Genomic DNA, 26621 nt, shown 5'->3' with positions numbered 1-26621 from the left:
AGGATGACCCCATGGCGAGGACCCCGACCCATCTGCTGAGCCCCGCCGACCAGGAGCGGCGGCGCGGCCTGCGCACCATGAAGGGCGTCGCCCTCGGCGCGCTGGTCTTCATGGCGGTGCTGTTCGCGTTCTCCTTCGCGTTCCAGCAGGACGTGCCCGCGCTCGCCTACGTCCGGGCCGCCGCCGAGGGCGGCATGGTCGGGGCGCTGGCCGACTGGTTCGCGGTCACCGCCCTGTTCCGCCACCCCCTCGGGATCCCCATCCCGCACACCGCGATCATCCCCAGCCGCAAGGACGAGATCGGCCAGACGCTCGGCGAGTTCGTCGAGACGGAGTTCCTGCGCGCCGACGTGGTGCGCGCCAAGCTCGAGCAGACGGCGATCTCGGCGCGCCTCGGCGAGTGGCTGAGCGAGCCCGCGCATGCCGAGCGCGTGGCGGCAGAGGCATCCGTCATGGCCGCCAGCGTGGTGCGCGCGCTCAGCGACGAGGACGTCGGCGACCTGCTCGAGGAGCTGGCCCGCGAACACCTCATCGCGCCCGAATGGGGGCCTCCGCTGGGCGGGTGGCTCGGCCGGATCATCGAGGCGGGCGGCCATCACGCGGCGGTCGACCTCGCCGCGGACACGGTCGCGGCGTGGCTGGCGGCCAATCGCGCCGCCTTCGGCGGGCTCGTCTCGCGCCGCCTTCCGTCGTGGGTGCCATCGGTCGCGCACCGGTTCGTCGACGACACGGTGTACAACGAGGCGGTGAAGCTGACAGCGGCCGTCCGCGCCGACCCGCAGCATCCCGCGCGCGTCGCCATCGACGGCTACCTCGCGCGGCTCGCCGAGAACCTGCAGCACGACCCCGCGACGATCGGGCGCTTCGAAGACGCCAAGCTCGCGGTGTTCGACAGCCCGCGCGTGCGCGAGCTCGCCTCCGAGGCGTGGACCACGGCGAAGGCGGGGCTGCTGGACTCCCTCGCCGACGCCGACAGCGGGCTGCGTCGCCGGGCGGCGGAGGCGCTCGGCGAGATCGGCGTGCGACTGACGACGGATGCCACGCTCCAGCGCCGCGTCGACGTGTGGGTGACCGACGCCGCCGTGTTCCTCGTCGACCGGTACCGCCATGACATCGCCTCGATCATCACCGACACGGTCGAGCGGTGGGACCCCGCCGAGACCACCGAGAAGATCGAGCTCATGGTGGGCCGCGACCTGCAGTACATCCGGCTCAACGGAACCATCGTGGGATCGCTCGCCGGACTCGCGATCTTCTCGATCGCGCACGCGCTGCTGGGCTGAGGCGCCGCCACGGCCGCGCCGGGCATCGGCGGATCCGCCGTGTAAACACTCGATGACAGATCCGCCGTGACGGCTGCGCAACGGGTTGGATGGAGGCGTGTCCGACGACCTGCCCAGCCAGCTCCTCTTCACCTACGGCACCCTGCGGCATCCCGACGTGCAGCTCGACACGTTCGGCAGGCTGCTCGACGGCGACGACGACGCGCTGCCGGGCTATACGGTCGACTACGCCGAGATCGCGGACCCGCGGGTCGTGGACCTGTCGGGTCTGACGGTGCACCCGATCGTGCGCGAGACCGGCAATCCCCTCGACAAGGTCGTGGGGCGGGTGCTGCGCGTCACCGACGACGAGATCGACGCGGCCGACGAGTACGAGGTGTCGCTGTACCGGAGGATCTCGGTCGTGCTGGCCAGCGGCCGGTCCGCCTGGGTCTACGTCGGCATCTGACCGGAGCCGGCGGATCGGCGGCGGTCCCGCGATGCGGGCGGGGGCTGCGCCCGCGCCCGACCGCCCGGTAGCGTCGGAGCGTGACGCTTCCGCATGACGTCCTGTGGCCGCGCGCGGGTGCGTGGCCGCCGATCGACGAGGGCAACTGGGATGCCGCGCTCCTCGGCGTCCCGGCCTTCCGCACGTCGCTGTCCCCCACCGGCGCGCATGCGACCCCCGCCGCGATCCGAGAGGCGCTGCGCCGCTACAGCCCCACCCTGCTCGGACCGCCGCCGGTCGACCTGGACGACCGCCTGCGCATCGCGGACGTCGGCGACATCGACGAGCCCGACGGGCAGGCCGGCGAGGCATCCGTCCGGCTGGCGGTGGCCGCCCTGCGGGAGCGCGCCGACCTCGTGATCGCGCTCGGTGGCGACAACTCGATCACCTACGCGGTGGCGCAGGGCGCGGATGCCGCGGGACTCATCACGATCGACGCGCACTTCGACCTCCGCGACGGCGTCTCGAACGGCTCGCCGGTGCGCCGGCTCGTCGAGGACGGCCTCGACCCGCGCCGCGTCGTGCAGCTCGGGATCGCCGACTTCGCGAACTCGGTCGCCTACGCGCGGCGCGCCGCCGACCTCGGCATCACCGTCGTCACGATGGACGACCTCCGCCGCCGCGGCACGGCCGACGTCGTCGCGGAGGCGCTCCGGGTCGCCGGGGCGGGCGGTGGGCCGGTCCACCTCGACATCGACGTGGACGTGTGCGACCGGTCGGTGGCACCGGGGTGCCCGGCCTCGGTCCCCGGCGGGCTCGCCGCCTGGGAGCTGCGCACCCTCGTGCGCGCCGTCGCCGCGGACGCCCGCGTGCACAGCGCCGACATCGCCGAGGTCGACGCGACGGCCGACGCCCCCGACGGTCGCACCGTGCGGCTGGCGGCGCTGTGCGTCCTGGAGCTCCTCGCGGGGAAGGCGGTCGGGCCATGATCCGTCTGGCGCTGGTGCGGCACGCGAAATCCGACTGGGGCGACCCGGAGCTGGACGATCACGACCGCCCGCTGAACGACCGCGGCCGGAGGGATGCCCCGCGCATGGCCCGCGGGCTCGCGGAGTCCGGATTCCGGCCCGACATCATCCTGTCCAGCACCGCGGTGCGCGCCCGCAGCACGGCGCGCGCGTTCGCCGAGGCGCTGGACGTCCGCGTCTCGCTCGATCCCGAGCTCTACGGAGCCCCGGCCGGCGTGCTGCTCGCGACGGCGGCCGGCAGCCGCGGCAGGTCGGTGCTCGTCGTGGCGCACGACCCCGGGTTGAGCGTGCTGGCCGGACGCCTGTCCGGCGACGCCATCGGCCACATGCCCACCTGCGCCGTGGCGACCTTCACGTGGTACGCGGACGACTGGGACGTCGCATCATCGCTCGACCCCGACGAGTGGACCTTCGACACGCCCCGCTGAGATCGTCGACGACCGGAGCCGCCCGGCCCTGCCCGGGCGACTCCGGCCCGTCACGCGACGGTCCGGCCGCCCACCCATGCGGTGTGGACGAGCGGGACGCCGGGCCGATAGGCCAGGTGCACGCGCGTCGGCGCGTCGAGCATCACCAGATCGGCGCGCATGCCGGGTGCGAGCGCGCCGACGTCGTCGCGCCGGAGCGCTCGTGCCCCGCCCGCCGTCGCCGCCCACAGCGCCTCGGCGGGTGTCATCCCCATCTCGCGCACCGCGAGCGCGATCATGAGCGGCATCGAGCTGGTGAAGCTCGAGCCGGGGTTGCAGTCGCTGGCGAGGGCGACGGTGACGCCGGCGTCGATCAGCCGGCGCGCATCGGGGTACGGCTGGCGGGTCGAGAACTCCACCCCCGGCAGGAGCGTGGCCACGGTCCGGGAGCCGGCCAGTGCCGCCACGTCGGCGTCGTCGAGATAGGTGCAGTGGTCGACGGATGCCGCGCCCGCCGCCACCGCGATGCGCACGCCCTCGCCGGGGCCGAGCTGGTTGCCGTGCACCCGGGGGGCGAGCCCCTGGGCCACCCCCGCGGCGAGGATCCGCCGGGTCTGGTCCGGCGTGAACGCGCCGCGCTCGCAGAAGACGTCGATCCAGCGGCTGTGCGGGGCGCACGCCCGCAGCATCTCGCCGCACACCAGCTCGACGTAGTCGTCGGGCCGCTCGGCGTACTCGGCCGGCACCACATGGGCGCCGAGGAACGTGACCTCCGGCGTCACCTCGGCCGCGAGCCGGGCGAGGCGCTCCTCGTCGGCGACCGTGAGCCCGTACCCCGTCTTGACCTCGAACGTCGTCGTGCCCTGGGCGTGCAGCTCGGCCACGAACGCGCGCAGTCGCGCGCGGAGCACCTCGTCACCGGCGGCGCGGGTCGCGGCGACCGTGCGTCGTATGCCGCCCGCCGCATACGGCGTGCCCGCCATCCGCGCCTCGAACTCGTCCGCGCGGTCCCCGCCGAACACCAGATGCGTGTGGCTGTCGACGAACCCCGGGATGAGCGCTCGGCCGCCGGCGTCGATCACCTCGGCATCCCCGGCGCTCGGGGCCTCCGCGCCCGGGCCGACCCACGCGACGCGGTCCCCCTCGATCAGCAGTGCGGCGTCGTGCAGCGTGCCGCACGGATCCCCGTCCCGCTCGACGTTCGTCGTCAGCTCGCCGATGTTCGTGAGCAGCATCGTGGTCACGGCATCCGTCCGTCCTCCTGCTCGCCGGCAGGCTCACGCATCGAGCATCGGCACCTTCAGGCCACGCTCACGGGCGACCTCCTTGGCGCGGTCGTACCCCGCGTCGACGTGGCGCATGACCCCGGTGCCGGGATCGTTGGTGAGCACGCGCTCGAGCTTCTCGGCGGCGAGCGCCGTGCCGTCGGCGACCGTGACCTGGCCGGCATGGATGCTGCGGCCGATGCCGACGCCGCCGCCGTGGTGGATCGACACCCACGCCGCGCCGCTGGCCGTGTTGAGCAGCGCGTTCAGCAGCGGCCAGTCGGCGATCGCGTCGGAGCCGTCGGCCATCGCCTCCGTCTCGCGGTACGGGGAGGCGACAGAGCCCGCATCGAGGTGGTCCCGGCCGATCACGATCGGGCCCGACAGCTCACCCGACGCCACCATCTCGTTGAACCTCAGCCCGGCGAGGTGGCGCTCCTGGTATCCCAGCCAGCAGATGCGTGCGGGCAGCCCCTCGAAGTGCACGGCGTCCCCGGCCTTCTCGAGCCAGCGGACGAGGCCGGCGTTGTCGGGGAACAGCTCCGCCACCGCGCGGTCGGTCTTGCGGATGTCCTCCGGGTCGCCCGAGAGCGCGACCCAGCGGAAAGGACCGCGACCCTCGGCGAACTGCGGCCTGATGTAGGCCGGCACGAAGCCGGGGAACGCGAAGGCGCGGTCGAAGCCGCCCAGCTGCGCCTCGGCGCGGATCGAGTTGCCGTAGTCGAAGACCTCGGCGCCGGCATCCTGGAATCCCACCATCGCGGCGACGTGCTTGGCCATGCTGCCGCGGGCGCGGGCGGTGAAGCCCTCGGGATCACGGGATGCCTCGGCCTTCCAGTCCTCGAATGCGATGCCGACCGGCAGGTAGGCCAGCGGGTCGTGGGCGCTCGTCTGGTCGGTGACGATGTCGACGGCGACCTCGCCGGCGCGGTGGCGGAGCAGCATGTCGCCGAAGACCTCGGCGGCGTTGCCGACCACTCCGACCGACAGCGCGCGGCCCGCCTCCTTCGCGGCCACCACCCGGGCGACGGCCGCGTCGAGATCGGTCGTGTACTCGTCGAGGTAGCCGTGCTCGACGCGCCGGGCCAGCCGCGACTCGTCCACGTCGACGATGAGCACCGCTCCCCCGTTGAGCGTCACGGCGAGCGGCTGCGCGCCGCCCATGCCGCCCGCGCCACCGGTGAGGGTCAGCGTGCCCGACAGGTCGTCACGGCCGAGCGACCGCGCCACCGCGGCGAACGTCTCGTAGGTGCCCTGCAGGATGCCCTGCGTGCCGATGTAGATCCACGAGCCGGCGGTCATCTGTCCGTACATCGTGAGCCCGAGCGCCTCGAGGCGGCGGAACTCGGGCCACGTCGCCCAGTCGCCGACGAGGTTCGAGTTCGCGATCAGGACGCGGGGCGCCCACTCGTGCGTCCGGAAGACGCCGACGGGCTTGCCCGACTGCACGAGCAGCGTCTCGTCGGGCCCCAGCTCGTCGAGCGTGCGCACGATCGCGTCGAAGGCCTCCCACGAGCGCGCCGCACGGCCGGTTCCGCCGTACACGACGAGATCCTCGGGATGCTCGGCGACCTCCGGGTCGAGGTTGTTCATGAGCATGCGCTTGGCGGCTTCCGCGCCCCAGCTCTTCGCGGTGCGCTCCGCACCGCGGGGTGCGCGCACCGGCGGGTGCGCGGTGGCCGCGTGCGTGTCGATCGTGGTCATGAGTCGATTCCACACACCGGCCGCGCCGCGGACAACACCCTCGCCCGGCGGCTTGTCTGGCATGACAGACATGCTGGCCCGGCCACCGGTCGGGATCAGCGGGCCGCGTGCGCGAACGCCGTCGTCGCGACCGCCCCCGACGCGACGAGATCGGTCGCGGCCTCGATGTCGGGCGAGAGGAACCGGTCGGGTCCCGGGCCGCCGACGACGGTGCGCACCACGTCTCGCACGGCGGCGGTCGCCGCCGCGGGCTCCAGGGGCGCCCGCAGATCGAGAGCTCGGGACGCCGTGAGCACCTCCACCGCCAGGACCCGCGACAGCCCGTCGATCGCGCGGCGGAGCTTCCGGCCGGCCGCCCAGCCCATCGAGACGTGATCCTCCTGCATCGCCGAGGACGGGATCGAGTCGACGGATGCCGGCACCGCGAGCCGCTTGAGCTCCGAGACGATGCCCGCCGCGGCGTACTGCGCGATCATGAGCCCGGAGTCCACGCCCACCTCATGCGCGAGGAACGGGGGCAGGCCGTTGCTGCGGGCCGGGTCCAGCGCCCGATCGATGCGCCGCTCGGCGATGGACGCGACATCCGCGACGGCGATCGCCAGGAAGTCCAGCACGTACGCCACCGGCGCGCCGTGGAAGTTGCCGTTGGACTCGACGCGGCCGTCGTCGGTGATCACCGGGTTGTCCACTGCGGCCGAGAGCTCGCGCGCGGCGATCAGCTGCGCGTGGTCGGCCGTGTCGCGGGCGGCGCCGTGCACCTGCGGCGAGCAGCGCAGCGAGTAGGCGTCCTGCACGCGCGTGCAGACGGCCGGGTCGCGGTGCGATGCGACGATCGGCGAGCCGGTCAGCACCGCACGCAGGTTCGCCGCCGACACCGCTTGGCCTGCCTGCGGGCGCAGCGCCTGCAGGTCGGCCGCGAAGACCGCGTCCGTCCCGAGCTGCGACTCCACCGACATGGCAGCGGCGACGTCGGCCGTGTCGAGCAGGACCGAGAGGTCGTGGAGGGCGAGCAGCAGCATCCCGAGCATGCCGTCGGTGCCGTTGATGAGCGCAAGGCCCTCCTTCTCGCGCAGGACGAGCGGGGCGATGGATGCCGCCGCGAGCGCTTCGGCGGCGTCGGTCGCCGTCCCGTCGGCGGTGCGCACGCGTCCCTCGCCCATCGCGGCGAGGGCGACGTGCGACAGCGGCGCGAGATCGCCGGAGCACCCGAGGGATCCGTACTCGCGCACGATCGGCGTGATTCCGGCGTTGAGCATGGCGGCATACGTCTCGACGACCACCGGCCGGACGCCGGTCCGGCCGGTCGCGAGGGTCTGCAGCCGCAGCAGCATCAGCGCGCGGACGACCTCGCGCTCGACCTCGGGCCCGGTGCCCGCGGCGTGGGAGCGGATGAGGCTGGCCTGCAGCTGCATCCGCCGCTCGGGGGCGATGAAGGTCGTCGCCAGCGCACCGAATCCGGTGGAGATGCCGTAGTGCGGCTCGGGGTCGTCGGCGAGGCCCTCGACCAGAGCCCTGGTCGCCGCGACGCGCTCGAGCGCTCCGGGATCGATCTCCACGCGGGCGTCGTGCCGCGCCACCGCGGCGACGTGCTCCCGGGTCAGCGGTGCGGCGCCGACGGTGACCAGCTGCTCGGTCGTAACGGTCATGGTTCGATTGCACACCCCGGGTGTTCCCCGGCACGGCGGGCCGTGGCATCCTGTGTCTGTCATGGCAGACATCCCCGCTCACCCGCCCGGCCGTCCGCAGGTGCCGGCGGCGGATCAGACTCTGCGGATCCTGTCGTTCCTCGCACGTCAGCGCGGACCGGTGCCCGCACGCACGGTCGCCACGGGGCTCGGGATCCCCCGGTCGAGCGTGTACCACCTGCTCGCGACGCTGCACGAGCATCAGTTCGTCGTGCATCTCCCGGAGGAGCAGCGCTGGGGACTCGGGATCGCCGCGTTCGAGCTCGCCGGCGGGTACTCCCGGCAGCAGCCGCTCGCGCGCCTGGGCCGCCCTGTCCTGGCCGACCTCGTGGATCGAGCCGGCGAGAGCGCCCACCTCGCGGTGATGCACGGGCGGGACGTGCTCTACATCGTCGAGGAGCGGGCGTCCCGACGGCCGGCGCTCGTCACCGACGTCGGCGTGCGCCTGCCCGCGCACCTGACGGCGACCGGGCGCGCGATGCTGGCGGCGCTTCCCCGGGAGCAGGTGCGCGCCCTGTTCCCGGACGCCGCGTCCTTCTCGGACCGCACGGGTCGGGGTCCGGGCCGGCCCAGCGAGCTGCGGGAGCTGCTGAGAGAGGTGCGGTCGCGGGGCTGGGCCTTCGAGGACGGCGAGGTGACCCTCGGGCTCGCCTCGGTCGGGGTCGCCGTCCTCGACCACGTCGGCTGGCCGATCGCGGCGATCGCGGTGACCTACCCGGCCGACGGCGAGCGGGACCCGGCCGCCGTCGCAGCACTGCTGGCCCCCGCGGCCCGGGAGCTCGAGCGCCGCATCCGGGGCACGAGGCCCGCGCCGCTATGACGCGTCCTCGCGTTGTCGCACGATCAGCTCGGGCTCGATGAGGCGGTGCCAGGCGCCGTCGTGCGTCTCGGTGTCGGCGACCAGCAGGTCGAGCACGGCGTCGGCCACTCGCTCGGGCCGCTGCTCGACGCTCGAGAGCTCGAGCGCCTCGGCGACCGGGGTGTTGTCGAATCCGACCACCAGCATGTCGGGGTGCCCGCCGTGCGATGCTGCGAGGTGTGCACCGACGGCGAGGGTGTCGCTCGCGCACACGATGGCGTCGACGGCGCCGGCGGCCAGCCCCTGCTCCGCCACCGCGCGCGCCGCCGACACCGTGTCCACCGCCGTCCATCGGAGGGCCTGAAGATCTTCGCCGCGGCCCATCGCCTCGCGCCAGCCGCGCTCGCGGTCATCGCCGGTCCCCGACCCGCTCGGCCACCCGAGGAACGCCACCCGCGGACCGTGGGTCAGCGCGTGCACGGTGGCGGCACGGGTTCCCGTGGCACCGTCGACGTCGACCCAGGGCCGCTCGGGGTTCCCCATCGCGGCGCCCTCGCCGGGCTCGCCCCACGGACGGCCGAAGGCGACGAACGGGATGCCGTGCTCGGCGAGCCAGTCGGCGCGGGGATCGCCCGCGTAGGTGCCGGTCAGCACGATGCGGTCGATCTCTCCCCCTTCGCGGAGCTGGCGCACGCGCCTCAGCTCCTCCTCGGCGTCGTCGGCCGCGTACACGAGGATGCGAAGCCCGCGCGGAGTGGCCCGCTCGGTGAGGGCGTGGATGAACCGGTCGAGCACGATGCCCGAGATACCACCCGCATACGGGTCGAGGTGAATGCCGATCGTCGCACTGCGCTGGGTGCGAAGCCGTCGAGCGGCCATCGACGGCGCGTAGCCCAATCGGGTGATCGCGGCACGGACGCGCTCCCGCGTCGCCTCCCGCACGATCTCCGGCGTGTTCAGGACATTAGACACGGTCTGCCGCGACACCCCGGCCGCTCGAGCGACGTCCTCGACCGTCGGCGACTTCGCCATCGCACCTCCCGGGCACCCGACTTGAGCGTTCAAATCGTTATCCTACGGCTCCGTCAAACGGGTTGACAGTCGCGGGAGAGCCGTTCTACCGTGACCCTCGACGGCAGACTTTGATCGTTCAAATTAGAACGACCCCACACGAAGTCGACTCCTCGCCGGCCGTCGCGCCTGACTCATCAAAGGAGAGAGACATGACACGGCACATCGCGCGCGCCGCCCTCGGGGCCGGGGCGCTCCTCGTCACCGGGGCACTGGCCCTTGCGGGCTGCGGTTCCGGATTCGACGACTCCGGCGACACCGGCGGCGGCGCCGCCGACGGCGAGCTCACCAGTTCCGACGAAAGCCTCACCATCCTGTTCGGATCGAGCGGTGACGCCGAGACCGACGCGGTGACGGAGGCGGCCGCGGCCTGGTCGGAGCAGTCGGGCATCGACGTCGAGGTGAAGGTCGCCACCGATCAGGCGCAGGAGCTCTCGCAGGGCTTCGCGGCGGGAGACCCGCCGGACCTGTTCTACCTGGCCCCCGAGTTCCTCGCGGGCTACGCCGACAACGGCTCGCTGGTCGCGTACGGCGACCTGCTGGAGAACAAGGACGACTTCTACCCGTCGCTCATCGAGAACTTCACGTACGACGACCAGTTCTACTGCGCTCCGAAGGACTTCTCGACGCTCGCCCTCATCATCAACAAAGGACTGTGGGATGCGGCAGGCCTGACCGAGGACGACATCCCGACGACATGGGACGAGCTGGCGACGGTCGCCCAGACGCTCACGAAGGACGGCGTCGTGGGCCTCGGATTCGGCTGGGAGTGGCAGCGCATCGGGACGTTCATGGCGCAGGCCGGCGGCGGCCTCATCGAGGACGGCGAAGTCATCGCCAACAGCCAGGAGAACGTCGACGCCCTCACCTACGTGCAGGAGCAGATGGCGGCGGGCTCGTTCGCGTACGCGCAGGATCTCGGCGCCGGCTGGGGCGGTGAGGCATTCGGAAAGCAGCTGAGCGCGATGACGATCGAGGGCAACTGGATCACCGGTGCCATGACGAACGACTTCCCCGACGTGGAGTACATCGTCGCGGAGCTGCCGGAGGGACCCGCCGGAAAGGGCACCCTGCAGTTCACGAACTGCTGGGGCATGGCGGCCGACAGCCCGAACCAGGAGGCGGCACTCGACCTCGTGGAGTTCATGACGAGCGCGGAGCAGCAGCTCGCGTTCTCGGAGGCGTTCGGGCCGATGCCTTCGGCGGAGTCCGCTGCGGACCAATGGACCAGCGACAACCCGGAGCTCGCGGCCTTCCTCGCGGGCGCCGACTACGCGCAGGGCTTCCCGACGTACGACGGGTCCGCCGACGTCATCACCGACTTCAACTCCGCGCTCCAGGGACTGAAGGACGGCGATCCGCAGGAGATCCTCGACACGGTCCAGTCGAACTTCGAGGCGATCGTCGGCTGAGGGCGACTGCGATGACCGCCACCGCTTCAGCGTCTCGCCGTGCACGGGGCTCCCGATCGGGGATCCGTCGCGGCGAGACGCTGGCGGGCTGGGTCTTCACCCTGCCCGTCATCGTCATCCTCGGCGTCTTCCTGCTCGTCCCGGTGCTCATGGCGCTGTGGGTCAGCGTCTCCGACTGGAGCGGGCGCGGAAGCCCGTTCTCGGGCAACGTGAGCTTCGTCGGCCTCCAGAACTACGCCAGCGTCGCGACCGGCGAGGGCCTGACCGCGCGCGACTTCGGCACCGCCATGCGCAACAACGCGTGGTATGTGCTCCTCGTCGTGCCGCTGCAGACGGCCCTGTCGCTGTTCCTCGCCCTGCTCGTGAACGGGGCGGTGCTCCGCGGTCGCGGGTTCTTCCGCACGGCTTTCTACTTCCCGTCGGTGACCGCGAGTGTGGCGATCACGGTGCTGTGGCTGTTCCTGTTCAACCCGCGCGGCGTGGTCAACGCCGTGCTCGCCGTCGTGGGCATCGACGGACCCAACTGGTTCGCCGATCCACGAGGCATCTTCCACGTGCTGCTGTCCGGCCTCGGCGTCCGGGAGGGTCCGACGGTGCTGACCGAGAACGGGTTCATCGCCGTCTCCTGGTGGAATTGGATGGCCGGGCCGTCGGTGGCGATGTCGGCCTTCATCCTCATGGCGATCTTCACCACGAGCGGCACGTTCATGCTGCTCTTCCTCGCCGCACTGCAGAACATCGGCCCGGAGATCCAGGAAGCGGCGATGGTGGACGGGGCGAACGCCTGGCAGCGCTTCTGGCAGGTCACGCTCCCGCAGCTGCGTCCCGCGCTGTTCACCGTACTGACCCTCGGGCTCATCGGCTGCTGGCAGGTGTTCGACCAGATCTACACGGGCACCCGCGGTGCACCGGCGAAGACCACGCTGACCCCGGCCTATCTGTCGTACGACGCGAGCTTCCTCGACCAGAACTGGGGTCAGGGCGCGGCGATCGCGTTCATCCTCTTCGCGATCATCGTGGTGTTCACGATGCTGCAGCGCTGGGTGCTGCGCGAGCGTCCGGTCTCACGCCGGCGCGCCCGCCAGTACGAGCTGCCCACGCGTCCGTCGACGGCGACTCCCGCCACAGTCGCCGCCAACCAGGTCCCCAGTCCGCCCGACCGGTCTCGCGCGCCCGACGCCGGCGACCCCGACCGCACGAACGGAGCCGAGCGATGACCGAGACGACCGTCGGCCGGCCGCAGACCGCGGCGCCCGCAATGCCCCGACCACGAACTCCGCAGCGACGCCGCACCTCCGGCATGGGTTGGCAGATCCTGCTGTACGCCGTGCTCATCGCCATCGCGCTCGTCTACATCTATCCGTTCCTGGTGCAGCTGTCGACGTCGTTCAAGACGGACGCCGAGGCGGCCGCCAACCCCGTGTCGCTCATCCCCCAGGTCTGGTCGACCGCGGCGTACGAGCGTCTCTTCCTGCGCAGCGACTTCCCGGTGTGGTTCGGCAATTCGGCGATCGTGACCATCACCGTCACGATCCTGCGGGTGTTCTTCGTCTCGCTCGCGGGCTACGCCCTGGCCCGACTCGACTTCCGCGGTCGGGGGATCGTGTTCGCGGCCGTCATCGCCGTCATGGCCGTTCCGAGCGTCGTGCTGCTGATCCCCAGGTTCCTCGTCATCAACCAGCTGGGCATCTACGACTCGTACGCGGGCATGATCCTGCCGCTGCTCGTCGACGCCGCGGGCGTGTTCATCATGAAGAACTTCTTCGAGTCGATCCCGGTGTCGGTCGAGGAGCAGGCGCGTATCGACGGGGCGGGCACCTTCCGCATCTTCTGGTCCGTCGTCCTCCCGATGGCCCGGCCCGCGCTGATCACGATCGTCATCCTGTCGTTCCAGGGCTCGTGGAACGAGCTGTCGCACTTCATCGTCTCGACGCAGTCGCCCGAATTGACGACCCTCACCAAGGGCGTCGCCGGGCTCGCGTCGGGCCAGCTGAGCCAGGGCACGCAGTATCCACTCAAACTGGCGGCCGCACTGATCATGACGATCCCGGTCGCGGTGCTCTTCTTCATCTTCCAGCGGAGGATCATGAACGCCAGCCAAGGAGCCGTCAAGGAATGAGTCACGTCCCGGGCACCACGCCCCCTACTCCCCTGCAGCCGTTGCTCGACGACGCGACGATCGTATTCCGCGCCCCGACGCAGACGTGGTCGGGTCCTCACGGCGATCTGGGCGTCGCGCCGATCCATGGGCTCTACCACGGCGACGTGCGCCACGTGCGGGCGCTCTCCCTGTCGTGCGAGGACTCGCCCGTGGAGTGGATCTCCGCCGCACCGGACGGGCCCGACCGGCTCGTGTTCGGAGGGCTCCTCCGAGGCCTGGACGATCCCACCCCGGATCCGAAGGTGCGGATCGCCCGCGATCGCCGGGTCTCATCCGGTCGCGTCACCGAGACGATCACCGTCGCGTCCCGGCTCGCGACGCCCGTGAGGACGACCCTCACGCTCCGGCTCACGCCGGACTTCGCCCCGCTGCACGACGTGAAGGCCGGCCTCCCCGCCCCGCGCGTCGCCGACATCGGGAGCCTGTCGACGGATGCCGCCACCGCGGCCTCGACCGCCGGGCAGCGGCTCTCCGTCCACGCCCCGGGAGCAGCCGTCGCCGTCGACGGCGGTGAGGTCGCCGCGAGCTGGCCGGTGGAGGTGCCGCCCGGCGGTCGTGCCGAGGTGACGTGGTCGCTCGAACTGGAGGACGACGCGCTCGTCGTCCGCGAGGCGCCCTCGCCCGCACCGTGGGACGCCGGCGAGCTCGCCGCCGAGGTCGCCGTCCGCGAGCCGCGGCTCGCACGGTGGCTCGAGACGGCGCTCGGCGACCTGGACGCGCTGCGCCTGAGCCTCCCGGAGCACCCCGACGACGACTTCTTCGCCGCCGGCGCCCCCTGGTTCTTCACGCTGTTCGGACGCGACGCCCTGTGGGCGGCCCGCCTCGTGCTCCCCGTCGACGCGGGGATCGCGGCATCCACTCTCCGCGTCCTCGCGAGGCTGCAGGGGAGCAAGGACGATCCCGACACGGCGCAGGAGCCGGGCAAGATCCTCCACGAGCTTCGCGCGACGACGCTCGAGATGCCGGGCGAAGGCATCGTGCTGCCGCCGCTGTACTACGGGAGCGTCGACTCGACGCCGCTGTGGGTGTGCGTGCTCGCCGACGCCTGGCGCGCCGGGATGCCCGACGCCGAGGTCCGCGACCTCCTCCCCGCGCTCGTGCGGGCTCTCCGGTGGATCCTCGACCACGGCGACAGCGACGGCGACGGATTCCTCGACTACGTCGACCGCACGGGCCGCGGGCTCGCCAACCAGGGATGGAAGGACTCCGGCGACTCGATCCAGTGGCGCGACGGCCGCCTCGCGGAGGGCCCGATCGCGCTCTGCGAGGTGCAGGCGTACGCGTACGAGGCGGTGATGTCGGGCGCCGATCTCCTCGACGCCTTCGGCGATGAGGGGCGGGATGGCTCGCCCGGCGTGCCGGCGCCGGACGAGCTGCGCGCATGGGCGGCGCGGCTGCGCGAGCGGTTCGCCGCCGCTTTCTGGGTGGAGACGCCGGAGGGGCGCTATCCCGCGATCGCGCTGGACCGCGAGAAGCGCCCCGTCGACACGCTGACGAGCAACATCGGGCACCTCCTCGGGACGGGCCTGCTCGACCCCCAGGAGGAGGAGCACGTCGCGGAGCTGCTCGTGTCGCCCTCGATGGCCAGCGGCTTCGGGATCCGCACCATGTCGACCGGGGCGGCCGGCTATTGGCCGCTGTCGTACCACGGCGGCAGCGTCTGGACCCACGACAGCGCCATCTGCGCGCACGGCATGGCCCGCGCAGGACTCCGGGAGCCCGCCCGCCGGGTGGTCGACGGTCTCTTGGCCGCGGCCGAGGGGTTCGGCTATCGCGTGCCCGAGCTGCACGCCGGTGACGCCTCCGTCGACACGTCACGGCCTACGCCGTACCCGGCCGCCTGTCGCCCCCAGGCGTGGTCGGCCGCCGCGGCGGTCACGTGCCGCGAGGTCCTCCGCGGCTGAGCCCCACGGCCCGGCTACCCGGCGAAGTGCGCCAGGATCCTCGCCGCCACCTCCTCTCGCGCCTGGTTGGACTCCAGCTGCTCCAGGCCGAAGCCGAACAGGAGCGTGTCGGGCGTCGCCGTCGCACTGTGGAACGGTCCCTCGGCGTCGTACCGGAAGAAGTCCGCCGCGTTGCCCGGGCTCGACTCCGGCGCCCCGAGCACCTGCCATGCGCCGGTGCCGGTCTCGAAGCCCTCGACCTCGGTCGCGACGCCGCCGACCACGAGGGCCGTGTCGTCGAGCATCAGCCCGGTCTCGCCGGTGAACGGGTCGGTGACATAGCTGACGACGATCTCGACCTCTTGGCCGGCATACGCCGAGAGGTCGAACGACACCGGGATCCACCCGCCCGAGTTGCCCGTGAACGAGTTCCACTCCCCCGTGGCGGTCGTCGGCAGGCACGGGTCGCCCTGCGTGATGTACTCCGCCAGCTGCGGGTGAATGGCCAGGAAGAAGCCCGCCTCGCACTCGGCGGGCACCTCCGTCGAGGTGGCGCCGTTCTCGTCCGCGAGCGTGGTCCAATGGTCGCCGCCGACGACACGGGCCTCGACGATGACGTGGTCGTAGCCGAGCTCCGTGGAGTACGACATCTTCGCGTCGAAGGTCGCCGTCTCGCCCGCTCCGAGCGACGGCACCGTGTAGGTGCGCCCCAGCCGCTGATAGCCGTCGTCGATGTGCGACGCGAACATCGCCCACTCGCCTCCGACCGGGATGAACGGGCCCGAGGGCGCCACGTACTCGGCCGCCGCCCAGCTCTCGAACTGCGGGAACTGCTCGACCGGGAGCACGTCGCTCGTCGCCGTGAGCAGGCCCGCCTCGTCGATCGGGTTGTCCGCGACGGCCGGTCCGCCGAACAGGGCTTCCAAATCTGTCAGCGGTTCGGCGATGCCGGTGATCCCGTCGGCGGCGACCGGCGTGCGGTCGTACGCGCCGAGCCAGTACTGCGTGAAGTCGTCGGCCAGAAGCAGGCAGTCGGCGAAGAAGTCCGACGTCACGACGCAGTCCTCATCCGGCGCACCGTCCAGGCCGTAGTAGATGCCGCCCAGCGCGGCGCCGAGCTGGCCGTAGTACCCGACCGTCTCGCCGGCGAGCGCGAGCTTCCCGCCCTCGTTGAGGAAGTCCCGCACCGCGATCGTCAGGTACTGCTGGCGCTCGGCGACCGAGAGGTCGGTGACCTCGCCGAACAGGTAGGTCTCGGTGAGGAGGTCCTCCTCGTCCTGCGTCAGCCGGTTGTCGCCGAGGTACCACAGCACGGCGTCGTAGTGGCTGAGCACGCCGAGGTCGTGCGGCACGCCGTCGACGTCGACGTCCCACACGTCGGCGGCGACGCCGTTGGCCTCGAGCGCGGCCACGTGTGCGTCGGCGTACTTCGGCCCGTCCTCCTGTCGCGGCTCGCCGGCGTTGCGGGCGCCGGAGTAGTCCTCGTTGGCGATGACCAGCACCGCGCTGGAACTGTCCTGCACCACGTCGTACGTGAAGTGCGTGCTCTCCACGCGCTCGTTCGCACCCCGACCCCTGGTGTCGCCCGCCGCGGGTCTGGCAGAGAACCACACCTCCACACTGTCGCCCGGCCCGGCGCCGGTGACGCTGCCGCGGTACTCCGCGTAGTAGTCGGTGTTCTCGTCGCCGTAGCGCTCGCCGCCGCGCCACTCCTCGACCGGGACCGAGACCGCCGGCCCGCCGTCGATCCGGTAGTTCATCTCCATCTTGCGGAGGTCGCGCTTGGCCCACACCGCGACCGTCTGCGGGTCGCCGTACGAGACCGAGAACGTGTCGACGCGGAAGTCCTCGGCGTCGCGTCCGACCACCGAGACGGGGTCGTCCGGGTCCTTCGCCGACTCGGCGACCGCCAGCGCGAACGGGATGTTCTTCTCGAACTCGGCCTGGATGAGCTCCTCGTCGTCGGGGAAGTGGAACCCGCTCGCGCAGTCCTCCGCCTCCCATTCGTCGTCGGGCACCGAGTCCGAGGCCGACTCGCACGTGGCCATCTCCGGTGTGAAGCCGAGCACGCCGTACGCCTCCTGCGCGTGCGAGTCGGTGTCGCCGTTGGTGGTGTAGAGCTCCGCCGAGAGGTCGGGGTCGTAGCCGGGCACCGCCGGGTCGGCGTCGTCTCCGACCATCGCCTCGTACACGACATCGTCGGGAGAGGGCGTGGCCACCTGCCAGCCGATGCCGTGGAGCAGCAGCTCGGCCGCCGAGTGGTAGTTGACGAGGAACTCCGGCGTGAGCTCGGCGAAGAGCCCGTCGAGCGCCTGCGTCTCGGGCTCGGAGGCCGGCGACGGGCCGCGGTAGGTCTCGGAGCCCGGCGACGGCGAGGACCCCTCGTTGTCGTAGCCCCAGCGCGTCGGGAAGTTGCGGTTGAGATCGACGCCGTCGCCGGCCGTGATGGCGCCGTCGCCGTTGTTGTCTTTCAGGTTCTTCCGCCACAGGCGCCGGCCGGGCTCGAAGCTGAAGTCGTAGCCGTCGGGGTTCGCCACGGGCACGAACCAGAGCTCCGTGGTGTCCACGAGGTCGGTGATCCGCGGGTCCTCCCCGTACGAGGTGACGATGTGGTCGAGCAGCCGCCGCACCATCTCGGGGGTGATCCACTCGCGGGCGTGCTGCGCCCCGACATAGATCGTCGTCGGCCGTGCGCCGTCGTTCCGGCTGCCGGCAGCCTTGGTGATCCGCACGGCACCGATGTCCTGCCCCTGCGTGGACTGGCCGATGACCCGGAAGTCCGCGATCTTCGGATGCTGCGCCGCGACGTCCTGGAGCTCCTCGAGCAAGCCCCCCGGGCCGCCGTACATGCGGAACACGCCGTCCCCCGCGGCCAGGGAGCGCAGGCCGGCGGTCGGCCGCTTCGGCTCGAGCGCCGTCCCTTCCTCCGCGAGCGCCGCTGCCTGGTCGGGGCTGAGGATGACCTGCACCCCCATCTCGCCGGGTGCGTCGCCTGCGGTGGTCACGACCTCGTGCCGGTCCACGCCGAGGCCGACGATCGCCGCCAGGCCGTCGGCATCCACCGAACCGGTGTAGACGGCGAGGGCGTCGTCCGTCGCCGGCGGCTCGGGACCGGCGAAGGCGGGGCTCACCGTGAGACCGGTGAGGACGAGGGCTGCGGCGGCGGCCGCGGCGAGCGTGCGGATCATGAGCTTCCCCTTGTCACGCGTGTGCGGTGACCGGGTCGCGGCGGGTGTCCCCCGGCGCTCGGCGCGACGCGGACGGTCAACTTCTACCCCTCGCGCGATGACGCGTCAAGGGGACGGCGCGCGGGTGCCCTGCGTTCGGCTGCTCAGTCGACCTTGGCGACCGTGCCGCCGGTGAGGCGCACGAGCTCGTCGAACGTGAGGGGGAACACGGTGTGCGGCGTGCCGCCCGCCGCCCAGATCTCGGGATAGCCCGCAAGGTCCTCGTCGACGACGGTGGCGAGCGGTGCCGGGTGCCCTGTCGGTGCGACGCCGCCGATCGCCTGACCGGTCGCCTCGCGCACCTGCTCCGGGGTGGCGCGCCGGATCCTCCCGCGACCCAGGCGCTCGGCCAGCAGCGTCGTGTCGACACGGTGCGCACCGCTCGTCATGACCAGGAGCGGCTCGTCGTCGCTCCAGAAGACCAGGCTGTTGGCGATCGCGCCGACCTCGACACCGAGAGCCGCCGCGGCGAGGGCCGCGGTGGACGCGGCATCCGGAAGCACCACGATGTCACCGGCGATGCCGGCCGCGCGCAGCGCGTCGTGCACGAGCCGACTGCGGGCGGGAAGGGAGTCGGGGATGGTCACCGCATCAGCCTAGGGCGAACGCGCACGCGCGAGGGGCACCGCGGCCGCGCACTCTGCGCCCCACTGCGCGAGGAGCCCCGCGCTCACGGGGCATTGTGCGCAATCGCCGCCGAGACGGTTGAACAATCCGCAGGATCGGTGTGCAATGAGAACGGATGCCGCAACGCCGCGGCATCCGCAGCGCACTGCCCACGAGGCCCGCCGAAGGAAGTATCGCGATGACGCACTCTCTGCCCTCCCTGCCCCTGCCTGATTTCACGCACGAACGGGTGGAGGTGATCACCGGCCGGCGGAGCGGCCTGTTCATCGCCGTGGCGCTGCACTCCTCGGTGCTCGGCTCCGCGCTGGGCGGCGCGCGGCTGTGGTCGTACCCGCACTGGAGCGACGCGCTCGGCGACGCACTGCGGCTGTCGGCGGCCATGACGCTCAAGAACGCCGCGGCCGGCCTCGACGCCGGCGGCGGCAAGTCCGTCATCGCGCTGCCCCCCGGCCTCACGCTCGACGCCGATCGCAGGCGCGCGGCGTTCCTCGATCTCGGCGACGCGGTGGAGTCGCTGCACGGCCTGTACCGCACGGCGGAGGACGTGGGCTCGACGACCGACGACATGCTAGTCGTGAGCGAGCGCACCGAGCACGTCGTCGGCCTCCCCGACGCCGTCGGCGGCTCAGGCGAGCCGGCCGGCCCCACGAGCCTCGGCGTGTACGAGTCCATCCGCGCGACACTCGAGCGCATCGCCGGCTCGGCCGACGTCTCAGGGCGCCGCATCACCATCTCCGGACTCGGTCAGGTCGGCAGCCGCCTCGCCGTGCGGCTGTCCGCCGAGGGCGCGCACCTCACCGTGACGGACGTCAACCCTGCCAAGCGCGACCTCGCCGCCGAGATCGACGCCCGCTGGGCGCTGCCCGGCGAGGAGCACCTCATCCCCGCGGACGTCTTCGTGCCGGCCGGGATCGGCGGCCTCCTCACCGACGAGGTCATCGACGCCCTCGATGCGAAGGCCGTGTGCGGGCCGGCGAACAACCCGCTCGCCGACCACAGCGGCGCCGACCGGCTCGCCGCCCGCGGCATCCTGTACGCACCCGACTTCGTCGTCAACGCCGGCGGCGTCATCTACCTCGACCTCGAGGCGAAGAAGCTCGGCACGCGCGCCGAGATCATGGACCGTGTCGCCCGCATCGGCGACACGGTGCGGCGCATCTTCGACGAGGCCGAGGCACGCGGGGTGACGCCACTCGAGGCCGCGGAGGGGCTCGCCGCCGAGCGCCTGGCATCCGGCGGGCGCCAGCCCGTGCTCGCGCACTGATCCGGGGGCCGGCCCGTCCGCGCGTCCCGCCGCCGCGGACGGCCGCCACGGCTAGGTTGGCGCCATGGAAGGGCTGTGGCTCGCGGCGCTGAGCGGCCTGATCGGCGGCGGCACGCTCCTGGTCGGCGCGACGGTCGCCTGGTACGTCGACATCCCGCAGCGGGTCGTCGCGGGCATCATGGCGGTCGGCGCGGGCGTGCTGATCTCGACGCTCGCCTTCGAGCTCGTCGAGGAGGCCGCCGAGGACGGCGGCCTCCTCCCGACGACGGTCGGCTTCCTGGGCGGCGCGGTCCTCTACATCGTCGCCGACCAGCTGCTGTCGCGACGGAGCAGACCGGCGCAGGCCCCGACGCCCACGCGGGACGGGACCCCGGCGAACATCGCCGCCCGACGGGCAGGGACCCGCATCGCCGGCGGTGCAGGGCTGGTCATCGCGGTCGGCGCCCTCATCGACGGCATCCCCGAGTCCCTCGTCATGGGCCTGTCGGTGCTGCAGGGCGGAATCAGCATCCCGATCGTCGCGGCGATCGCGATCAGCAACTTCCCCGAGGGACTGGGCTCCACAGCAGCGCTCAAGCGAGGCGGCAGCAGCGGCCGCTTCGTCGCCCTGCTGTGGGGCGGCATCGCGCTCATCACGGTCGTGGCGGCGGTGCTCGGCTACGTCGCGTTCCAATCCGCCACACCGAACCTCATCGCACTGATCACCACCATCGCCGCCGGAGGCCTGCTCGCGATGGTGTGCAACACCATGATTCCCGAGGCGTTCGACGAGCAGCACGCGCTCACCGGCCTGTGGGCGACGATCGGCTTCCTCGCCGCGTTCCTGCTGCACGAGCTGGCGGGCTGAAAGCCGGGGCGGCGGCGGGGCGCGCGTCGATGCCAGAGTGGGTGCCATGAGACTCCTGCGCCGGCTCGCGCGCTACCCGCTGGTGTGGCTCACGCTGGCGGTGCTGATCGCCGTGCTGTCGCTCGGCGCGGCCGGCAGCACCGACGCGGCGAAGTGGCTGGCGATCGTGTACGTGGGCGGCGTCATCGCCTGGACGCTCCTCGGCATGATCCGGGACGTGCTCCGCGGCCACGTCGGGCTCGACATCCTCGCCGTCGTCGCGATGATCGCGACGCTGGCCGTCGGAGAGTACGTCGCCTCGCTCGTGATCGTCCTGATGCTCTCGGGCGGCGAGGCGCTGGAGGACTATGCCGGCCGTCGCGCGAGGCGGGAGCTCACCGCTCTCCTGGACCGCTCCCCCCGGATCGCGCACGTGCTGGTCCATCCGGGGTCGGGCAGCGACGAGGCGCAGGACACGGATGCCGACGACGTGCGCATCGGCGACATCCTCCTGATCCGCCCCTCCGAGATCGTCCCGGTCGACGGCACGCTGCTCTCCGGCGAGGCCTCGTTCGACGAGTCGTCGCTCACCGGCGAGAGCCTGCCCGTGCACCGTGCCGCCGGCGACGAGGTGCTGTCGGGGTCGGTCAACGGCTCGCACGCCGTGCACGTCCGCGCGCTGCGGCGCAGCGCCGACAGCCAGTACCAGCAGATCGTGGAGCTCGTGAAGCAGGCGCAGGACGAGCGGGCGCCGACGGTGCGGCTCGCCGACCGCTTCGCCGTCCCGTTCACCGCCGTGTCACTGGTGATCGCCGGCACCGCATGGGCGGTCTCGGGCGATCCCACGCGGTTCGCCGAAGTGCTGGTGCTGGCGACGCCGTGCCCGCTGCTCATCGCGGCGCCGGTCGCGTTCCTCGGCGGGCTCTCGCGCGCGGCGAAGGCGGGCGTCGTGGTGAAGGGCGGCGGCGTCATCGAGCAGCTGGCGCGGGCGCGGTCCGCCGCGTTCGACAAGACGGGCACCCTCACCGAAGGGCGCCCGGACCTCGTCGCTGTCGATGCCGCCGACGGGTTCGACGAGGACGAGCTCCTCGCGCTCGCCGCCTCCGCCGAGCAGTACTCCAGTCATGTGCTGGCCGCCGGCATCCGGCGCGCGGCCGCGGACCGCGGCATCCCCCTTCGCCCCGCCGCCGACGCGCAGGAGGTCGCCACGAACGGCGTGACGGCCGTGATCGACGGCCGCACGGTGGTCGTCGGAAAACCCGCGTACGTGGCCTCCTTGGCGCCGGACACCGTCCGCCGCGACGTCGACACCGGTGAGGCCGCGGCGTACGTGGCCGTGGACGGGCGGTTCGCGGGGACGCTGGTGCTCGCCGACGACCCGCGCCCGGAATCGGCCGCCGTCGTGGCGTGGCTGCGGGAGCAGGGCATGGAGCGCATCGTCATGCTCACGGGAGACACGAAGACGACAGCGGATGCCGTCGCCCGCGCCGTCGGCATCACCGACGTCAACGCCGAGCTCCTCCCCCGCGAGAAGGTGCACCTCGCCGCCGAGATGCGGCCGCGGCCGGTCCTCATGGTGGGCGACGGGGTGAACGACGCCCCGGTCCTGGCCGCCTCCGACATCGGCATCGCGATGGGAGCCAAGGGCGCCACCGCCGCGGGTGAGGCGGCCGACGCGGTCGTGCTGAAGGACTCGCTGCTGGGCGTGACCGAAGCGATATCGATCGGCCGGCACACCCTGCGCGTCGCCTACGTCGCCATCTGGATCGGCATCGCACTGAGCATCGGGCTGATGCTGGTCGCGACCACGGGTGTGATCCCGGCCGTCGTGGGCGCGCTCATCCAGGAGGTCGTCGACCTGGCGACGATCCTGTACGCCCTGCGGGCCCTGACCGGTCCGCCGACCGGGCTCACGGCCCCCGACGGGTCCGCTCCCGCACACGCGAGCACCGGTGGGCCCGGCGCGCGCGCGGCCTGAATCCGCCCCTCTGCCGGGCGTCGGCTCAGGCCGTGGCCCAGAGGCCGTCGTCGTCGGCGACGGGTGCCGGAGCGTCGGCCGAGAGGCCGTGCAGCAGCTCGAGCGCGGCGCGCGCGTCGTCGATGCGCCCTTCGACGGCGAGCTCCTTGATGCGCACCGACGGACGGTGCAGCAGCACGCCGGCGAGGTGGCGCAGCGCCGCCTCGACGTCGTCGCCGGCGCCGCGCGAGCGGGCGCGGGCGATCTCGTCGTCGACGATCTTCAGCACGTCGCGGCGGAGCGCGGTGATCGCGGGTCCGGCCTCGCGGTCGGCGTGGAACTCCGTCGCCGCGTCGCCGACGATGGCGCGGGCGTCGGCGTGCGCGTTGAACTGCTCCAGCGGAGCGTGGAGGCGGATGGTCTCGAGGTCGAGCAGCTCGACGGCCTGGACGGCGCCGACGGCCGGGTCGACGTTGCGAGGCAGGCCCAGGTCGATCACGAGCACCCGGTGCCCCGGGACGAACGCGTCGGCGTGCACGACTGCGTCGGCGGTGCACGTGATGACGACGTCGGCCTGCGCCGCCGCCGCGGCGAAGTCCGTCACCGGGATGAGACCGCGCTGCGCGGCGAACGCCTCCGCGCGGCCCGAGGGAGAGAAGACGTGGATGTCGCCGGCACCGCGGGCTCGGAGCGCGTCGACGGTGCGGGCGGCGTAGCGGCCGGTGCCGACGAGCACGACGCGGGCGGTGGCCCAGTCGGCGACGCGGCTCGACGCGAGCTCGAGCGCCAGGCGCACGAGGGACCGGTGCGCGCCGCGCAGCTGCGTGCGGTTGCGCACGCCGCGGCTGGTGTGCGTGGCCTTCTGGAAGAGACGCTCGAGCTCACCGCTGGTGAGTCCGTCGGCCCGCGCGGCGTCGAGGGCGCGGCGCACCTGCCCGGAGATCTCGTCCTCGCCGACGACGACCGATTCGAGGCCGCTGGTGACGGCGAAGAGGTGGGCGGCGGCATCCGCCCCGGAATGCACGGCGACCGACGCGCGCAGCAGATCCGCGGAGACGCCGGATGCCTCGGCCATGGCCTCGACCACGGACTCGACCGCGACGGCCTCGCCGCCGGTGAGGGGCTCGTCGATGTCGAGGTACGCCTCGAACCGGTTGCACGTCGCGAGCACGACGGCGCCCGACACGAAGAACTCGTCCTCCACGAGCGCCCGGGTCGCCGTGGGCGCACCCACGGACAGACGCTCCAGGACGTCGAGGCTCGCGTTCCGATGGTTCGCGGTCAGACAGAGGAGCACGAGCCTAATCTTAACGTGTGCTGTTGCATGACTCTCACCCTTCCGTCCTTCAGAGAAACGATCCCCCGCCGCTGATACGCGCGTATCGCGGCGAGCGGCCGACCCCGACCCCGGTGTGGTTCATGCGGCAGGCGGGCCGATCACTGCCCGAGTACCGCGAGCTGCGGGTGGGCACCGACATGCTCGACGCGTGCCTGAACCCGGAGCTCGCCAGCGAGATCACGCTGCAGCCCGTGCGGCGGCACGGTGTCGACGCGGGGATCTTCTTCAGCGACATCGTGATCCCCGTGCGCCTGTCGGGCGTCGACGTGCGCATCGTCGCTGGCCGCGGTCCTGTGCTGGAGAACCCGGTGCGGACGGCTGCGGATGTCGCGAACCTCCCGCCGCTGGACCCCGCAGCGCTCGCTCCGATCCGTGAGGCCGTGGCCCTCACCGTCGCCGAGCTCGGCACGACGCCGCTCATCGGCTTCGCCGGAGCCCCTTACACGCTGGCCTCGTACCTCGTCGAGGGCGGCCCCTCGAAGGAGCAGCTCAGGACGCGCGCGCTCATGCACTCGGATCCCGAGACCTGGGCCGCGCTGCTCGGCTGGTGCGCCGAGATCACCGGCGCGTTCCTCGCGGCCCAGATCGAGGCGGGCGCTTCGGCCGGGCAGCTGTTCGACTCGTGGGCGGGCTCACTGAGCCTCGCCGACTACACGCAGCACGTCGCGCCGTTCTCCGTCCGCGCGCTGGACGCCGTGCGCGACCTGGGCGTGCCCCTGGTGCACTTCGGTGTCGGCACCGGCGAGCTCCTCGCCGCGATGCGCGACGTCGGCGTCGATGCGGTCGGCGTGGACTGGCGCCTGCCGCTGGACGAGGCGGTCCGCCGGCTCGGGACCGGCGTCTCGGTGCAGGGCAACATCGATCCTGCTCTCCTGCGCGCGCCCTGGCCGGTGCTCGAGGCGCACATCGTCGACGTGCTCGAGCGCGGGCGGGCGGCGCGGGCCCACGTGGTGAACCTGGGGCACGGCGTGCCCCCGGACACAGACCCGGCGGTGCTCACACGCATCGTGGAGTTCGTCCACGCGCATGACTGACTTCTCGGTCGTCGGAGGCGGCGTCGCGGGTCTGGTCGTCGCCCGCCGGCTCGCGGCCTCGGGCGCGGCGGTGACCCTGTTCGAGGCATCCGACCGCCTCGGCGGAACCGTGGCGAGGCATGACGTGGCCGGCATCGCGCTGGATGCCGGCGCCGAGAGCTTCGCCGTCCGCGGCGGGGTCGTCGCGGCCCTGCTCGCGGAGTTGGGCCTCGCCGACGACATCGTCGCCCCCGCCCCCTGGCCGGCGTGGCTGCAGCCCGTGGTCGGCGAAGCCGTGCCGCTGCCGGCGACCGCGCTCCTCGGCATCCCATCCGATCCCCTCGCCGACGACGTGGTGCGGGTGGTAGGCCGCCCCGCCGCAGAGCGCGCGGTCGAGCTCGACGCCCGCCCGTGGGGGGCAGCAGTGCCGTCGACACTCGGCGCGCTCGTCCGCGAGCGCTTCGGCGACGACGTGCTCGATCTCCTCGTGGCGCCCGTCGTGCACGGCGTGCACTCGCAGCATCCCGACGAGCTGCCCGTCGCCCGCGCGCATCCCGGGCTGCCCGAGGCCCTCACCAGCGCCGGATCGCTCGGGGGCGCCGTCGCGCGGCTCCGCGCCACCGCAGCGCCGGGTGCGGCGGTGGCGGGCATCCGCGGCGGCATCAACCGCGTCGTGCCGGCCCTCGCCGACGATCTCGACCGCCACGGCGGCGACATCCGTCTCTCCACGCCCGTCGGCGATCTCGCGACGCTGGGCGGCACCGTGGTCGTCGCCGCGCCCCGCCTCGCGGCGCCCGCCGCCCCCGGTCGACGCATCGACCTCGTGACGCTCGTCGTGGAGCAGGACCGACTGGATGCCGCGCCCCGCGGCACCGGACTGCTCGTCGCGGCGGGGGCACCGGTGGGCGCACGCGCCCTGACCCACGCCACGGCCAAATGGGAGTGGCTGCGCGAGGCGGCCGCCGGCCGCCACGTGCTGCGCCTGTCGTACGACGCCACCCCGGCCGATCCCGTCGCCGCCGCGCGCGCCGACGCCGAGACGCTCCTCGGCGTGCCGCTGCCGGTCGTCGTCGGCACCGCACACGTCTCGTGGGTGCGGCCTGCGGCGGCGACCCCGCCCGCCGGGCTCACGGTCGTCGGCGAGACGGTCGCCGGGTCGGGCCTGGCGGGCCTCATCGCCCACGCCGAGCGCACCGCCGCCGAGCTGCTCGCCCGCTGAGCCTCGGACGGCGCCACCGGAAAC

The 26621-nt window shown here is 72.7% G+C and carries 21 protein-coding genes; 14 read left to right on the top strand and 7 right to left on the bottom strand.

The annotated features are described in order from the left end of the window. Positions 1–11 precede the first annotated feature (11 nt). The 4 genes from ACZBH1_RS12610 to ACZBH1_RS12595 all read left to right on the top strand — a co-directional run bounded on the left by ACZBH1_RS12610 (position 12) and on the right by ACZBH1_RS12595 (position 3166). Positions 12–1283, top strand: coding sequence for a DUF445 domain-containing protein (locus tag ACZBH1_RS12610; RefSeq protein WP_336396548.1), 1272 nt, complete (start codon positions 12–14; stop codon positions 1281–1283). Between the two features lie 97 nt (positions 1284–1380). Then, entirely contained in the window at positions 1381–1731 is a 351-nt protein-coding gene (locus tag ACZBH1_RS12605; RefSeq protein WP_336396549.1) for a gamma-glutamylcyclotransferase family protein, read from the top strand. An 80-nt stretch (positions 1732–1811) separates the two neighbouring features. After that, positions 1812–2699 carry an agmatinase family protein gene (locus ACZBH1_RS12600; protein ID WP_463646551.1) on the top strand — a complete coding sequence of 296 codons (888 nt, stop codon included), beginning with the start codon at positions 1812–1814 and terminating at the stop codon, positions 2697–2699. Further along, positions 2696–3166: a SixA phosphatase family protein gene (locus tag ACZBH1_RS12595; protein WP_463646550.1), complete on the top strand. Its 471-nt coding sequence runs from the start codon at positions 2696–2698 to the stop codon at positions 3164–3166. Before ACZBH1_RS12600 ends, ACZBH1_RS12595 begins: the two co-directional genes overlap by 4 nt. Positions 3167–3216: 50 nt before the next feature. Here ACZBH1_RS12595 and hutI read toward each other — a convergent pair whose 3' ends face one another. From hutI to hutH, 3 genes are all read right to left on the bottom strand, one after another. After that, complete coding sequence (hutI, locus tag ACZBH1_RS12590) at positions 3217–4389, bottom strand: imidazolonepropionase (protein ID WP_463646549.1); 1173 nt, start codon at positions 4387–4389, stop codon at positions 3217–3219. Positions 4390–4422: 33 nt separating this feature from the next. Beyond that, positions 4423–6114 carry a urocanate hydratase gene (gene hutU / locus ACZBH1_RS12585; RefSeq protein ID WP_463646548.1) on the bottom strand — a complete coding sequence of 564 codons (1692 nt, stop codon included), beginning with the start codon at positions 6112–6114 and terminating at the stop codon, positions 4423–4425. 95 nt (positions 6115–6209) lie between these two features. Next, positions 6210–7760 carry a histidine ammonia-lyase gene (gene hutH / locus ACZBH1_RS12580; RefSeq protein WP_463646547.1) on the bottom strand — a complete coding sequence of 517 codons (1551 nt, stop codon included), beginning with the start codon at positions 7758–7760 and terminating at the stop codon, positions 6210–6212. A 61-nt stretch (positions 7761–7821) separates the two neighbouring features. Between hutH and ACZBH1_RS12575 the strand changes: the two genes are divergently transcribed. Next, positions 7822–8619, top strand: a complete 798-nt coding sequence (locus tag ACZBH1_RS12575) for an IclR family transcriptional regulator (protein WP_463646546.1) — start codon at positions 7822–7824, stop codon at positions 8617–8619. On the opposite strand, the gene ACZBH1_RS12570 is transcribed toward ACZBH1_RS12575, so the two are convergent. Next, positions 8614–9630 (bottom strand): LacI family DNA-binding transcriptional regulator, encoded by a 1017-nt coding sequence (locus ACZBH1_RS12570; protein ID WP_378881661.1) that lies wholly within the window; start codon positions 9628–9630, stop codon positions 8614–8616. The genes ACZBH1_RS12575 and ACZBH1_RS12570 overlap by 6 nt on opposite strands. A gap of 191 nt (positions 9631–9821) precedes the next feature. On the opposite strand from ACZBH1_RS12570, the gene ACZBH1_RS12565 reads away from it, so the two are divergent. Genes ACZBH1_RS12565 through ACZBH1_RS12550 form a run of 4 tightly spaced genes read left to right on the top strand, consistent with a single transcriptional unit; the run spans position 9822 to position 15146 of the window. After that, positions 9822–11081, top strand: coding sequence for a sugar ABC transporter substrate-binding protein (locus ACZBH1_RS12565; protein WP_463646545.1), 1260 nt, complete (start codon positions 9822–9824; stop codon positions 11079–11081). An 11-nt stretch (positions 11082–11092) separates the two neighbouring features. Continuing rightward, positions 11093–12298 carry a carbohydrate ABC transporter permease gene (locus tag ACZBH1_RS12560; RefSeq protein WP_463646544.1) on the top strand — a complete coding sequence of 402 codons (1206 nt, stop codon included), beginning with the start codon at positions 11093–11095 and terminating at the stop codon, positions 12296–12298. 41 nt (positions 12299–12339) lie between these two features. Next, positions 12340–13200: a carbohydrate ABC transporter permease gene (locus ACZBH1_RS12555; RefSeq protein ID WP_336396768.1), complete on the top strand. Its 861-nt coding sequence runs from the start codon at positions 12340–12342 to the stop codon at positions 13198–13200. Next, positions 13197–15146, top strand: a complete 1950-nt coding sequence (locus tag ACZBH1_RS12550) for a glycogen debranching N-terminal domain-containing protein (RefSeq protein WP_463646543.1) — start codon at positions 13197–13199, stop codon at positions 15144–15146. The genes ACZBH1_RS12555 and ACZBH1_RS12550 overlap by 4 nt, the downstream gene beginning before the upstream one ends. Positions 15147–15160: 14 nt before the next feature. On the opposite strand, the gene ACZBH1_RS12545 is transcribed toward ACZBH1_RS12550, so the two are convergent. Further along, positions 15161–18313, bottom strand: coding sequence for a M14 family metallopeptidase (locus ACZBH1_RS12545; protein ID WP_463646542.1), 3153 nt, complete (start codon positions 18311–18313; stop codon positions 15161–15163). Positions 18314–18456: 143 nt separating this feature from the next. Next, complete coding sequence (locus tag ACZBH1_RS12540) at positions 18457–18933, bottom strand: YbaK/EbsC family protein (protein ID WP_336396769.1); 477 nt, start codon at positions 18931–18933, stop codon at positions 18457–18459. 224 nt (positions 18934–19157) lie between these two features. Between ACZBH1_RS12540 and ACZBH1_RS12535 the strand changes: the two genes are divergently transcribed. The 3 genes from ACZBH1_RS12535 to ACZBH1_RS12525 all read left to right on the top strand — a co-directional run bounded on the left by ACZBH1_RS12535 (position 19158) and on the right by ACZBH1_RS12525 (position 23047). Beyond that, positions 19158–20243 (top strand): Glu/Leu/Phe/Val dehydrogenase family protein, encoded by a 1086-nt coding sequence (locus tag ACZBH1_RS12535; protein WP_452325011.1) that lies wholly within the window; start codon positions 19158–19160, stop codon positions 20241–20243. 64 nt (positions 20244–20307) lie between these two features. After that, the gene (locus ACZBH1_RS12530) at positions 20308–21090 is read left to right on the top strand and encodes a ZIP family metal transporter (protein WP_378881682.1); all 783 of its coding nucleotides are present in this window, start codon (positions 20308–20310) and stop codon (positions 21088–21090) included. A 46-nt stretch (positions 21091–21136) separates the two neighbouring features. Then, positions 21137–23047, top strand: a complete 1911-nt coding sequence (locus tag ACZBH1_RS12525) for a heavy metal translocating P-type ATPase (RefSeq protein ID WP_463646541.1) — start codon at positions 21137–21139, stop codon at positions 23045–23047. A gap of 25 nt (positions 23048–23072) precedes the next feature. Here ACZBH1_RS12525 and ACZBH1_RS12520 read toward each other — a convergent pair whose 3' ends face one another. Beyond that, the gene (locus ACZBH1_RS12520; RefSeq protein WP_463646540.1) at positions 23073–24323 is read right to left on the bottom strand and encodes a glutamyl-tRNA reductase; all 1251 of its coding nucleotides are present in this window, start codon (positions 24321–24323) and stop codon (positions 23073–23075) included. 17 nt (positions 24324–24340) lie between these two features. On the opposite strand from ACZBH1_RS12520, the gene hemE reads away from it, so the two are divergent. After that, the gene (gene hemE, locus ACZBH1_RS12515) at positions 24341–25399 is read left to right on the top strand and encodes a uroporphyrinogen decarboxylase (RefSeq protein WP_378881688.1); all 1059 of its coding nucleotides are present in this window, start codon (positions 24341–24343) and stop codon (positions 25397–25399) included. Continuing rightward, positions 25392–26597, top strand: a complete 1206-nt coding sequence (locus tag ACZBH1_RS12510; protein ID WP_463646539.1) for a protoporphyrinogen/coproporphyrinogen oxidase — start codon at positions 25392–25394, stop codon at positions 26595–26597. The genes hemE and ACZBH1_RS12510 overlap by 8 nt, the downstream gene beginning before the upstream one ends. The last annotated feature ends 24 nt before the right edge of the window (positions 26598–26621 follow it).

The organism is Microbacterium sp. ZXT2-5 (assembly GCF_055329545.1).
This window is presented reverse-complemented; position numbering and strand designations above follow the sequence as displayed.